The 11227-nt window shown below is 63.5% G+C and carries 17 protein-coding genes and 1 tRNA gene; 7 read left to right on the forward strand and 11 right to left on the reverse strand.

The genetic code is table 11. From position 1 onward, the window contains the following. Window positions 1-10 precede the first annotated feature (10 nt). The 3 genes from CA236_RS01135 to CA236_RS01145 all read right to left on the reverse strand — a co-directional run bounded on the left by CA236_RS01135 (window position 11) and on the right by CA236_RS01145 (window position 1733). Entirely contained in the window at window positions 11-763 is a 753-nt protein-coding gene (locus tag CA236_RS01135; RefSeq protein WP_046409168.1) for an extensin family protein, read from the reverse strand. Further along, window positions 763-1521 carry an NUDIX domain-containing protein gene (locus tag CA236_RS01140; RefSeq protein WP_125944202.1) on the reverse strand — a complete coding sequence of 253 codons (759 nt, stop codon included), beginning with the start codon at window positions 1519-1521 and terminating at the stop codon, window positions 763-765. The genes CA236_RS01135 and CA236_RS01140 overlap by 1 nt, the downstream gene beginning before the upstream one ends. 146 nt (window positions 1522-1667) lie before the next feature. After that, a tRNA-OTHER gene (locus tag CA236_RS01145) sits at window positions 1668-1733 on the reverse strand. A 274-nt stretch (window positions 1734-2007) separates the two neighbouring features. On the opposite strand from CA236_RS01145, the gene CA236_RS01150 reads away from it, so the two are divergent. The 3 genes from CA236_RS01150 (at window position 2008) to CA236_RS01160 (ending at window position 4108) form a co-directional block, all read left to right on the forward strand. Further along, window positions 2008-3150: an XRE family transcriptional regulator gene (locus CA236_RS01150; RefSeq protein WP_125944342.1), complete on the forward strand. Its 1143-nt coding sequence runs from the start codon at window positions 2008-2010 to the stop codon at window positions 3148-3150. A 6-nt stretch (window positions 3151-3156) separates the two neighbouring features. After that, complete coding sequence (locus CA236_RS01155) at window positions 3157-3648, forward strand: hypothetical protein (protein WP_125944203.1); 492 nt, start codon at window positions 3157-3159, stop codon at window positions 3646-3648. Window positions 3649-3898: 250 nt separating this feature from the next. Further along, window positions 3899-4108: a hypothetical protein gene (locus CA236_RS01160; RefSeq protein WP_125944204.1), complete on the forward strand. Its 210-nt coding sequence runs from the start codon at window positions 3899-3901 to the stop codon at window positions 4106-4108. On the opposite strand, the gene CA236_RS01165 is transcribed toward CA236_RS01160, so the two are convergent. The 4 genes from CA236_RS01165 to CA236_RS01175 all read right to left on the reverse strand — a co-directional run bounded on the left by CA236_RS01165 (window position 4101) and on the right by CA236_RS01175 (window position 6290). Next, window positions 4101-4418, reverse strand: a complete 318-nt coding sequence (locus CA236_RS01165; RefSeq protein WP_125944205.1) for a hypothetical protein — start codon at window positions 4416-4418, stop codon at window positions 4101-4103. The genes CA236_RS01160 and CA236_RS01165 overlap by 8 nt on opposite strands. Continuing rightward, entirely contained in the window at window positions 4415-4552 is a 138-nt protein-coding gene (locus tag CA236_RS18615; protein WP_164518809.1) for a hypothetical protein, read from the reverse strand. The genes CA236_RS01165 and CA236_RS18615 overlap by 4 nt, the downstream gene beginning before the upstream one ends. A gap of 479 nt (window positions 4553-5031) precedes the next feature. Further along, a complete protein-coding gene (locus tag CA236_RS01170) occupies window positions 5032-5646 on the reverse strand; it encodes a hypothetical protein (RefSeq protein ID WP_125944206.1) in 615 nt (204 codons plus the stop codon). Between the two features lie 50 nt (window positions 5647-5696). Beyond that, complete coding sequence (locus CA236_RS01175) at window positions 5697-6290, reverse strand: hypothetical protein (RefSeq protein ID WP_125944207.1); 594 nt, start codon at window positions 6288-6290, stop codon at window positions 5697-5699. A 315-nt stretch (window positions 6291-6605) separates the two neighbouring features. Between CA236_RS01175 and CA236_RS01180 the strand changes: the two genes are divergently transcribed. The 4 genes from CA236_RS01180 (at window position 6606) to CA236_RS18620 (ending at window position 7855) form a co-directional block, all read left to right on the forward strand. After that, window positions 6606-6788 (forward strand): hypothetical protein, encoded by a 183-nt coding sequence (locus CA236_RS01180; protein WP_241212454.1) that lies wholly within the window; start codon window positions 6606-6608, stop codon window positions 6786-6788. A 35-nt stretch (window positions 6789-6823) separates the two neighbouring features. Beyond that, window positions 6824-7015, forward strand: a complete 192-nt coding sequence (locus CA236_RS01185) for a hypothetical protein (RefSeq protein ID WP_164518810.1) — start codon at window positions 6824-6826, stop codon at window positions 7013-7015. Continuing rightward, complete coding sequence (locus CA236_RS01190; protein ID WP_125944209.1) at window positions 7012-7284, forward strand: hypothetical protein; 273 nt, start codon at window positions 7012-7014, stop codon at window positions 7282-7284. Before CA236_RS01185 ends, CA236_RS01190 begins: the two co-directional genes overlap by 4 nt. 325 nt (window positions 7285-7609) lie before the next feature. After that, a complete protein-coding gene (locus CA236_RS18620; RefSeq protein WP_164518811.1) occupies window positions 7610-7855 on the forward strand; it encodes a hypothetical protein in 246 nt (81 codons plus the stop codon). On the opposite strand, the gene CA236_RS01200 is transcribed toward CA236_RS18620, so the two are convergent. The 4 genes from CA236_RS01200 to CA236_RS01215 all read right to left on the reverse strand — a co-directional run bounded on the left by CA236_RS01200 (window position 7834) and on the right by CA236_RS01215 (window position 11219). Further along, window positions 7834-8340 (reverse strand): lysozyme, encoded by a 507-nt coding sequence (locus CA236_RS01200; protein ID WP_164518812.1) that lies wholly within the window; start codon window positions 8338-8340, stop codon window positions 7834-7836. The two genes, CA236_RS18620 and CA236_RS01200, sit on opposite strands and share 22 nt — an antisense overlap. Before the next feature lie 154 nt (window positions 8341-8494). After that, window positions 8495-8953 (reverse strand): hypothetical protein, encoded by a 459-nt coding sequence (locus CA236_RS01205; RefSeq protein WP_125944212.1) that lies wholly within the window; start codon window positions 8951-8953, stop codon window positions 8495-8497. Beyond that, window positions 8950-9492: a hypothetical protein gene (locus CA236_RS01210; RefSeq protein ID WP_241212456.1), complete on the reverse strand. Its 543-nt coding sequence runs from the start codon at window positions 9490-9492 to the stop codon at window positions 8950-8952. The genes CA236_RS01205 and CA236_RS01210 overlap by 4 nt, the downstream gene beginning before the upstream one ends. 20 nt (window positions 9493-9512) lie before the next feature. After that, window positions 9513-11219 carry a hypothetical protein gene (locus tag CA236_RS01215; protein WP_125944213.1) on the reverse strand — a complete coding sequence of 569 codons (1707 nt, stop codon included), beginning with the start codon at window positions 11217-11219 and terminating at the stop codon, window positions 9513-9515. Window positions 11220-11227: the final 8 nt, after the last annotated feature.

The following is an 11227-nucleotide window of genomic DNA, read 5'->3' on the forward strand; positions in this document are numbered from 1 at the left end:
CGCGCCGGTGTCAGCGGCAGGAGCGCCAGCTCATCGATCCGCGGTTCGCCTGATCGAGGTGGAAGTGATCGCGGTGGGCGGCATTATAGTCAGGCGACAGGACGGTGGCGAAGAGCTTGCACGCGCCATCGCGCACGTCGCGCAGGAACGCGGCCTTGGCGCCGCCATCCTTCCAGTCGTCGAGCACGCTGATCCGACTGCCATCGGCGAGGCGGAAGCCGGCGATGTCGACCGCGTTGGCGGTGGCGTGTTGGCTGTAATCGCCGCTGCTGCGGCCGTAGAGGCGGCGGCAATTGTAGCTGCCGAGATGGTCGATCCGCGTCACGCGCATCCGCAGGTGCCGTTCGGCGGCGGGCTGCACCACCTCCCATTGCCATAGCGCCAGCGCGGCGGCGACCGGGCAGGAGATGCCCAGCCCGGCGGGTGTGAAGGGGGTGATGCGCGGCTCGTCCGCAGCGAAGCGCAGGGCATTGTCATAGCCGCAATTGTCGCCCTCGCGCAGCGGCGCCAGCACCGTATAGGTGACGCCCGCACGGTCGAGCAGCGACTGGCAGCGGGGAAAATCCTCCCCCAGCGCGACCAGCTTGCGCCCGGTGAACAGCCCGGGCGGCTGCGCCAGGTCGAGCGGCGCCCAGGGCGTATCCTGCGGATGCCGCTGCGCCCAACCATAGGCCAGCAGCGCCAGCAGGCCGACGACGGCCAGCGCAACGATGACGCGCAGCGTGCGCCGCACGCGCCGCGCGGCACGATCCCGCTTGCGCATCAACCGCGCATCGCGCTCGCGATCACCTCGGACGTGATGGGGTAGCCGGCGTCATCGGGGATGCACAGATGCTCCTCCCCGTCGCGCGTTTCGGACCAGGGCGTGACCGTGCGGATCGGCGTGTCATTGGCGTGCGCGGCCGCATCGGCGAAGCTGGTGAATTGCGCCAGTCGTTCCAGGTTGCGGCGGGTGGGGAAGATCACCTCCAGCTTCCCCGCATCGGCATCGTCGAGCACCTGCTGCGCGGTTGCCCAGACCAGCCGGACGTTTTCGGTGTGGTCGACGGTCGCCCGCGGTGCATTCTCCGGCAGTCGCGCCAGATAGAAACGCGTGTCGAAGATGCGCATGTTGCGGTGCGCAGGGCGCCAGCGCGCCCAGGGCACCAGCTGATCGAGGTCGAGCGTCATGCCGGCAGCGGCGAGCGCCTCGGCAAAGGAATCGCCGGCGTGCAGCGCGGCGCGCATCCGCACCAGTTGCTCTGCGGTCGGCAGCGCAGACAGGCCGATCGGCAACCCGGCTTCCTCGATCGTCTCGCGAATGGCGGCGATCCGCGCCGCCGCTTCCTCGCCGCCGCCGTGAAGCGCCGCCATCGCATGGTCGCCCGGGTCGATCCGACCGCCGGGGAACACCATCGCGCCGCCGGCGAAGACCATCGCCTTCGCCCGTTCCACCATCAGCAATTCGGGCGGGCCGTCGGCGGCATCGCGGAAGATGATCAAGGTTGCGGCGGGAATCGCTTCAGGCAGATCGTCACTCATACGACCGACTTAACGATGCTTGCGCCAGAAAGTCACGCGCGCGGGTGCACGAATTGACTCTGACGGTGCTGCGATGATCGCGCGCGGGTGGATCGGAGAGGGCGCCGACGGTCGGCGCGATGCCACGAAGCGACATGATCGGGTGGTGGTGGAGCCGAGGGGAATCGAACCCCTGACCTCTGCAGTGCGATTGCTCCCACTGCTGCAACTCCCCTCCAATTCCGGAGAGAATGTGCAGCGGAACTGGTGTTCTAGGCTCGCTGATACAGCCATTTGCGATACCACTGCGATACCGGACATCATCCGACGATAAGACCTGTGATCATGGTTGCGACGATAAGCAATTCGGTGACCGGGCGATCTGCGTCGATAGCCCCGAAGCGCTGAGGAGGGGGGACCTGCCGACGCAAGAAGCGCCAACTTGAGGAATTGCGCAAGTTTGCTGTTGGCGGTTGAGTGGGACTCAGTTATGGCTATGCGCGCGCCATGGACATCAATTCACCCGACATCCGAACTCCGGGCCAGCTAATCGAGGCTCTGTTGAACGAGCGCGGCTGGAACAAGCGCACATTGGCCGTGGTGCTTGCCGTGGACGAGGCGACCGTCAATCGCTGGATCTCGGACAAGCAGGCGGTAAACGCCAGTATCGCGATATCGCTTGAGGAGGTGCTGGACGCACCAGCCGAGCGATTCCTTGAGTTGCAGCGAGCGTTCGATCTGGCGAAGGCGCGGTTTGCACAGCGTCCCGATCCTGGCCGCCGCACTAGGGCTCAGTTGTTTGGTTCGTTGCCGGTTGCAGCGATGATCAAACGCGGATGGATTGACGCAAGCGACGTTCGCGACATTGCCGCCGTGGAGCGAGGGCTAACCAAGTTTTTTGGTGTCGAACGTGTCGAACAGATCGAGGTGATGCCACACGCCGCCCGAAAGACGGAAGTTAACCGAGAGGCTACCCCAACTCAGATCGCCTGGCTGAACCGTGTGCGGTCGATAGCTGATGAACTTATCGTCCCACCTTTCAACGTGGCAGCTCTTGAGCGAGCCCTGCCACGGCTTCATCAACTCGCAGTCGCGGCTGAAGAAGCGCGCCATGTCCCTCGAATTCTTGCAGAGTGCGGGATCAGGTTCGTGATCGTCGAGGCGCTCCCATCTGCCAAGATCGATGGCGTTTGCTTCTGGCTTGATGACGCGTCGCCGGTGGTTGGTTTGTCGATGCGACACGACCGGATCGATAATTTCTGGTTCGTTCTACGGCACGAACTCGAGCACGTTCGTCTGGGACATGGTCGTTTGGCGATGATCCTAGACGATCTTGAAGGCGAGCGTAGCGGAACAGGCGCTGACATTCCCGAGGAGGAGCGTCTGGCGAACTCGGCGGCGCAGGAGTTCTGTGTCCCCTCCTCCAAGATGGACAGCTTCGTCGCGCGTAAAGCGCCGTTCTTCTCCGAACGCGATATGACAGCGTTCGCTAAGCTTCTTGGCGTTCATGCGGGTCTGGTAGCTGGCCAACTTCAGCACCGAACGGGCAGATACGATCGATTTCGTCAGCATCTTGTGGGCGTCCGGACGCACATCAGGGCGAATGCAGCCGTCGACGGCTGGGGTGACGTGTATCCTTTAGGAGAATAGCAAGGCATGTCGAAGGTAGCAGAGCGCCAGAAGTTCATTCGGCACTGGCAAGAGATCACCGGAAAGGACGAGATCGACCTTAACGAGGTGGCGGATCTCGCGCTCAAGATGGGCTGGGACGCGCCGCCCCCGGTGTCGCCCCGGGAAAGGCTCGCCAAGCAGTTCAAGGACGCGGCGCGGCAGGATGTCCGTCACGATCGTAAGACCGGCCGCCCATATCGAGGCTTTCATGCGGTCCCTACACACACCGCGGATGGCCAGCTCGTGTTCTCTTACATCGACATCGATAATCCGAAGACCAAGCCGCAAAGCTTCAGGAAGGCATGTGTTACCCGGCGCGAACAGTCAGTCGGCGACATGTATCAGCTTTTCCTAGACCAGACGCACTGGAACGATACTCGGCCTGCCGATCAGCAGGTGGAAATTCTGCCGGCCGATCTGGGATTTGACATCGAGCTCCGGCTTGCTGCTGATGATGAGAGGCCGGAGGCGGCCTAGGGACGAGACATTCGCGCGCGGCGGATCTTCGGTCCGTCGGACGCCGTGTTGCGGCCAGCACACCCGCTAGGCCAGAAGCCCCCGGGCGCTCGGTTTCGGTGCCGGAACTGCGGACATCGTGGTGCATCGCTACGGGCGGTGAAGCTCAACCGGCGAGAGAGGGCTCCCGTGACCAAGGTGTTGTGGGAGAGGTGACTGCACTTGTGCGATCGGGTGGGACCGGTCAATCTCACATCAACGTAAATTGGTGATGGGTGAGGCGGATATGAAAGTCGCAGCTTCAATGTTCGCTATCCTCCTGCTGATGGGCTGCGGAGAGGGCGAGACGGCGCAGAGCATTGCGGAAGATGCGGCCGACGACATGGTCGGCCCGGTTGCGGCAAAAGTCGACGCGCTAGAGAACCGCATCACCGAATTAGAAGAGCGCACCGAGCGCCTAGAGCTGGGCGGCGCTATCTGACGTTGGCGGCGATGCAGCGATACTCCGCGGCCGGGTTCGCCTGCTTGAGGCCAGCGATCGCCTTTAGGCACTCACCCTGATCGTCCACGTTGCCGAAGATCAGTCCCGTCCGCTCCCATTCGCCTGCCATGTTGTATTTCTCGATCCACTGATCGCTATCGCGCCCCACAGGGTTGTTCTTGACGTGCCGGATTAGGCTGTTGTGGCCGGGAATTTCGCTGTCGCCGCAACTGGAAAGCGCCAATGCAGCCGCCAACACCACCAGCACACCGAAGAACCCTATCAGGAACCTGCGGTCGATGATCCTCAATGCAGCGTGCTTCCGCGGCGCTCCGCCTCGGCAATGATCGCGTCGGCCTCGGGATCGCCAGGCTGCATGGTCGTACGGAGATAGGCGGCTTCTAGCTCTTCGTCCGTGAGCGAGGCGAGAATGTCGGGGTTCATTCCTCTGCCCTCTACCGATCATCGAACAGAGTCGAGAGCTTCATTGGTGCCAATCTGATAGGCGAGACGTTTCCGTTCGAACAGCTGGGTATTTCCCGTCGATCAACGCACCGTCATCGCCTACATACTGCTTGTCGTCCCAGCCGCGTCGATAACAGCCGCCATCTGGTATGCTCGCCAGAATACACCGCATCGTCGGGCAGTGCGTATCCGTAAGGCTGACAACGCTCGGCACGACGCTCGGATGAAAGAATAGTGGGCTTATAGGTCGAGGCTGCGCCGCTGGATCTCGGTGATGAGTGTTTCGACCGAGGGAGCGCCGGCCCGCCGGTGGTCTGGCGATATAGGGCGATTGCGACTGGGTAGTCTGCCGATTCGTGTTCGACGGGACCTTACACAAGCGAGCAATCTCATTGGTTTGCCTCGGCTACCCAGTCGAGGCAGCGGCAAGAAGATCCGCGGCGTCCGCTGCAGAATGTCTAACCCTCAATCGGCTGCGCCGGCGGCCAATGGCCCGCGGGATTGTTATGTAACAGCGCGGCAATCTCTTGCTTACGGACTTCGTGCTTCTCAAGCTCTCCTCGTAGGAACGTCGGATAGTCCCACGTCGGTTGATCGAACGATAACTGATTGATCCGCGAGATTTCACGAAGGTAAGCAGCGTTCTTGAAGGCCTCCGAACCAAGAGCCAGGGTCCAATACTGTGCGGTTCGGAAGCCGTCATAAGCGCTTCGGCCGAACCCGGCATCAACCGCAATCACCGCGCTGAGCACTCGTCCGGGCAACGCCCTCATTTCTGTAGCGTGGCTGGCATCAAGCGATTGCCACGTGATCGTGTCAGGAAATTTTCCAAAATCTGGAACTCGGGAGACGAGGGCCCCAGGCCGACCTTCCACAAGCAGCCTCCAATTGCCGAAAGCATATGTCGCACATGCGAAGGCATAAGCTTCCAAGTGCTCTGCTACCTGTAAAGCTTGATGCTCCATGTCGCGCTTGCTTCGTGTGCGCTCACGCAATTCGGTTACGGCCAGATTGAGGAGAGCGGACACTGTCCCCGAGCTAATGCCGATCGTAAACAATTCGCCAGGTGTCATGGAGAGACCATGTGTTCGTGAAAGCGTAAAGCAAAGCGGAGAATTCGTAGCTACGAACGCGTCCAGATGGGTCGGCCAGGTCCTGCCGTGCCTGGGAACTGCCAACCATGTGTCGTTACGGTGCTCATCACATATGCGGCGAGCTCAGCGGTCTGCCTTTGAAGAGAAGCCAAATATGTCACGTCCATTGGCTCTTCCCAGATGTCGCCCTTCGTGTTCGTGAAGAATGGCAGCGAGCGACCTTCGACGTCAGGTGATCTCCACGAACCATGGCAGATCACGTTCCGCATAATCGCTACTGCGCGTAATTCCGCGATCACCTCATCAAAGCCAGCCGGATTAGGAGCTTGATGCTTACGCACAGCCGACGCATAGCTGTCAATCAATCGGCCCAGCTGATCAGACAAAGCCTTCTTCAGCTGCGGAAGCCACGCCGCATACGCTGCCTCCCACTCATCAACCATTACTTCCGTAGTGGCGCTAAAGGCGAAAATGGCTTTGCCTAGAACCTCCTCCAGAAAGCCAAACGTGGCCACACAACGGCCCAGCTGCTCCCAAAAAGAGCCGGCGTGCCGATGGGTCGGGAAGTCCATCGGAGCCTTACGTATGTCGATGATGTGCGAGACGATAGCGTCACCCGACATTGAGCTGCCCCCATGTTAACGACCGATCTAAATTGGCGCGTTAGTTTGCGCCTCCCGATTGCCTGAGCACACTCTTTCGCCGTGGACCCGAAAAGTCCTTTAATCTCAACGTAGGTTGCCGCTTTCGATGGTCAATCGCGTGCGTTGTAGATCAATAGCTTACGAGGACGGGGGGACAAGGCGCTCAGTCTGATGGCTGTCGAGCGATGGAACATACGCGGAACAAAGCGTATGAACGGCATTGCTCGATTCGGAGGATGCCGCCATGCCAGAGCCAGCCTTACCCCTGTTCGAACCCAAGCTCGCCTTCGGCGCGTGGCTGCTGCGCCAGAAGGCGCGGGATGGATCGGCGACTTTGCGCTTGCCGCCTCGGCCGACCGCACGTTCCCACGCACCGGCGATCCGGAAGCGGTGCGGCAATGGCTCAGCGGCAAGCGCGCGAGTGGCGACGATTGGGCAGCCCTTGAGGACGCGGAGAACGATTACCTGTGCTATTGATGTCGAGTGACCCGCGCGCGGTTGTGCAGCGGGAAGTGGACGCCCAGGGCACGAGCCTGCATGCGCTCTCGTGCAAGATCGGGCGCAACCCTGCTTACCTTCAGCAATGGATCCAGCGCGGCACGCCCAAGCGCTTGCCGGAAAAGGAGCGCCTGCATCTGGCGATGGCTCTCAACATCGACGAACGGCTGCTCGGCGCCCGCGATCCATGGAGCCCCTTGGCATGAGACAGGTCGACCGTGACGAACTGATCAACCGGATCCAGTCCGCAATAAGATCCTGGCCGAAGTCGGTCCTGAAGGGGCTGGCGGATCACCGGCCGGCCGAACAGCTGCGCGCGCGGCTGCTCGGCGCCGCGATGATCAGCGACAAGCTGAACAAGCTGGAGATCCTATCCGGCAGCCCGCCACCGCCGCCGATCCGCTATGCAGATCTGGAAGGCGTGAGCGGCGTGCCCCAGCAGGACGATATCAAGCCGAACGGACCGATGCGCTAGGCGCTCCTATCGCGCCGGAGGCGACGGGCAAACGAAACCGAGCGCCGCCCCATCCGCCGCTATCGCGCGGCAGACCCGGCGTCCCGCCCGCGACAGGCGCTCGCCCCACAGTTCGACATCGATGCTGTAGGCTGCGCTTGCCGCGTCGTCGGTCACGATCTCCGGGCCGGGCACCGGCTTAGGCTCGATCAGTGCCCTAACGTCCGCCGCAGACACGCTGGAAGGTGCCGCTGGCCGTGGCGCCGGCCGCGCGCAGGCGCTGACAGCCGAGAGCGACAGCAGCAGGGCTGGGCGCAGTGCCCCCGGGAATATCCTTGATCGCATCGTGCATGTCCTTTCCAAGCTGGTCGACGGCGCGATCGTCAGCGAGGCGCTCCAGCGCAGCGCGCTCCAGCTGATCGTTGCGCTTCTTGAGGCGGTCGGCTTCGGCGCCCGCTTCCCGCACCTCAAGCGCAAGCCGATCGGCGCGGGCATCGGCTCGCTGCCAGAGGAAGCCCAGCCCCCCGATCAGCAGCAGGACGACGACGGCGCCCACGAGCGCGCCCCTGATCACGGCTTCACCTTGCCGTAGGTGTGCTTCGCCAGATCCGCAAAGTCAGAGCGATAGAGCGCCGCTTCAGCCTTGCGCCGGCGCACCAGCCCGTCGGACACTTGCCCGCCCGCCCGGGTCCATCCGGCAAATGCCTCGGCCGCGCCCGCGTAGTTGCCAGCGCGATGCAGCCGCAGGACTTCCGATTGGCGAAATCCCTTCTTCAGCCCCGGCACCGACAGGCGCGGCCCCATGCCGATGTTGTAGGCGAGGGACACCATCGCGCCGAACTGCGCGGGCGTGGTCGCCGCGTTACCGATCGCGGCGCGCACGGGGTCCGCGAAATCGCGCTCCAGGACGGCCGCGTACAGCGCGTCTGCATGCTCGGCCGTAATCCGATCACCCATGCGGACGCGAGAGCCATCGAGATAATAGGTATTGCCCCATCCGATTGTGGGCACGTCAGCCGGGCAGCGATACGCAAGCAGCCGCAGCTCTTCAAAGTGATGCATCAGGGCGAGCGCCATCGGCCCCACCCGTAGGTTGGTTGCCATGATCGTTGTTCCTTGTGTTGAGGATCGGAATGGCCGAGGTTGGTCACGCGCGGCCGCGGGCTTCGTCCTGTCGGCCGCCGCGGCGCCTTGCCCACCTGTGTCACTACGGCGGGGTAAGGCGCCGTACTCAGCCCGAGTTTTTCTCGGGATCGGGGATGCGGTGGAGCTGATCCATCGCCAGGGCGATGCCGGCTTCGTCATCGTCGTCACCCACGCCGCCAGGCAACAGCGCGTCGATCAGCTTCCGGCCGCGCACCTCGGCGATCTTTATGATCGAGGCGCCCAGAGCCGCGACGGTGATGCCCAGCACCAGCGCCGTCAGCAGCGACGGTCGTGTCGCGACGACGAGGAAGAACGTCACGCCGCCCGATAGAACGTCGATCGGCACGCGAACCCGCCAGCGGGACACCTTGTCGGATTGGCCGACAATAACCCGCGTCACGATGCAGCCGAACATTGCGGCGATGGCGGTGGCGATCTCAAAGGGCATTCCGAAGAAGCTCGCCGTTGCCGGCTGAGCTGCGGTTGCTGCGCCCACGGCGAGCAAACCAGTTGCGGCCGCGCCGGCCCCGCGCTCGATGATCATCGCGTGCTCACCACTCCAACGGCAGCGACGAAGCAAAGCGCCACGACGATCGCGGGGCGCTTGAGCTGCTCCAGGCTGGCCCACATGTTGATCGGAAAGGGCTGCTTGCGCAGCTGGTCGATGATGCCGCGCTCGGCGAGCACGAACAGGCCGAACCCAAGCCAAGCGAGCCCCGCAGCGAACGGATCGAGCAGGCGCTTCGCGAGGGTGGCCGCTGCCGTCGCAGAAGGATCAGCAGGGTTCCAGCCCCACAGTGCGGCAGCCTCACCGCCGAAGCGCAGAACGCCAGCAAACGCGAAGGCCAGCACGGTCAGGCGCAATATGGTCACCGGCTCGCGAAGCTTATCCCGATACCGGTTGCGCCTCATGTCCCGGACGATCTTGCCCGCGAGCATGACGGTAAGGCAGAAGCCAGCCGTCCTCGCAAATAGGTTCAGCGCGACGAGCCAGCCTTGCCCGTCAAAGCTGGGCGGAGCCCTCGTAGCGGTCACCATGTTGGCGAACGCCCGTTCGGCGATTGTTGGATCGCTCATCGGCATCTCCGCAGAAGGGGTGTCGATCAGCCGTGCTGCACGTCGATCCAGGCACGGCCGTCGCGGATCGCCCAGACCTTGCCGATCCGGCGCATGTATTGCTGCAGCGTGATCTCGTCCGGCCTCACCGCGATCGCCTTGATTCCGGCGCCGGCGGCCGCGGCGATGATGTAGTCGCCGACCTCGAAATCACCGGCAACGTTGCAGGGCACCTGGCCGCAGAACGCGATGCGGTCGACGCGCTGGCGGGCGGCTTCAAGCTCCTGCTCCCACGCTGTCAGGTCGGCGGCATAGGTGTCCGTCGCATGCTGCCAGGCGGCGTATTCGGACTGGTAGGCGGCAAGCAGCGCCGGATAGGCGGTCTGTGCGGCTCGCCATGCCTCGATCGCGCCCTCGTCAGCGTCGACCGCTGGCTCGGCCGGGAGCGCTGGACCGCGCGGCTCTGCGCCGGGCTGCTCGGGCTTGGGCGGCAGGTGAGCGCCCCAGGTGTCACCACCGACCAGCGACGGATCGGTGGACTTCACCACGAAGCTGATCGCGTCCGCCCAGGTCTTGGTCAGCTTGCCGCCGCGATCGACGCCGCAGACGTCGCCCTTGGCAATGACGCCGCAGCCGTCCGCCTTGACCATGTACTCGGCATAGTCCGCGCCCGACGTGTTGACGGTGCCCGCGAAGCTCGCCGTCCTACCGGTGGCCGAGTGCTTGCGTGCGAACAGCAGCGAGGGGGCGGAGCTCTCGCCACCAGCGGTCGCGCCCGAAAAGCCGTAGCTGACCTGGAGCGCAAGATTGCCGTCCAGGTCCTGCACGGCAAGCCCGTCGGCTCCGCGTACGGTCAGCCGATGGCTGCCGGTCGAAACTCCGACCAGCAGGTTGCCGTAATCGTCCAAACGGAGCCGTTCGACCCAACTATGGCCGTTGATCGATGCGCCCCCAGCCTGATCGATCGTGAACGCCCCCAGCTTCATGCCAACGCGAGTGCCGTAGTGCAGACCCGCTGAGCCAGTGTACCGGAACATCTCAAGAGCGGGATTATCCGTTGCGGAGGTGAAGCGGACCCGGGGCCCCGCTCCGGGGAGCATGATGTCGAGACGGGAAGTCGGCTGAGAAGTGCCAATGCCCACGTTGCCACCCGCGTCGATCCGCATCTTCTCGGAGGAGAACTGCCGCTCGACAAAAGTCAGCGCGTTGGTGCCTGTGGGGCAGTCGATCTGCCACGCCGCAACGTTGGAACCGAGCATCACGCGAGGGTTGATGCCGCCAATGCTGAGTGCGTCGGCTAGGTCCACTCCTGTCGGCCCCACACTCATCCGGGTTGCACCGCCAGCAACAAGACCAAGGGTGTTGTTGCCGACCCGTGCAACTCCCGTATCCTGATCGGCAGAGAAGCGGATTGCAGGCGAAGCCAGGCTCCCATCGGGGACCAGCCCTTGCCCGATGCCGTCCCGCACCGCGCCAAAGGTGTTGAGCAGCTGCGAAGCGCCGAGCGCCAGATCTCGCGCGAAGCTCTGGGTAGGTTTGATGCTGTAACCCTGCCCGCCGGCGGTGGCGCCCTGATAGGGGGTGGCGAGCAGGAACTGCGTGGCCGAGACGACCTGTGCAATCTCGTACACGCCGCGATCGGGCGCGATAAAACCATCACCGATGCTGACGTTGCCGACAAAGTCGGTGCCCGCGCCGGTGACGATCGCGGATCCATTGGTCACGGCAACGCTGCCGGCACGATACCAGGGCATGTTCGGTT

Origin of the sequence: Sphingomonas sp. ABOLG, from assembly GCF_003950435.1 — a bacterium.
Classification (GTDB): Bacteria; Pseudomonadota; Alphaproteobacteria; order Sphingomonadales; family Sphingomonadaceae; genus Sphingomonas; species Sphingomonas panaciterrae.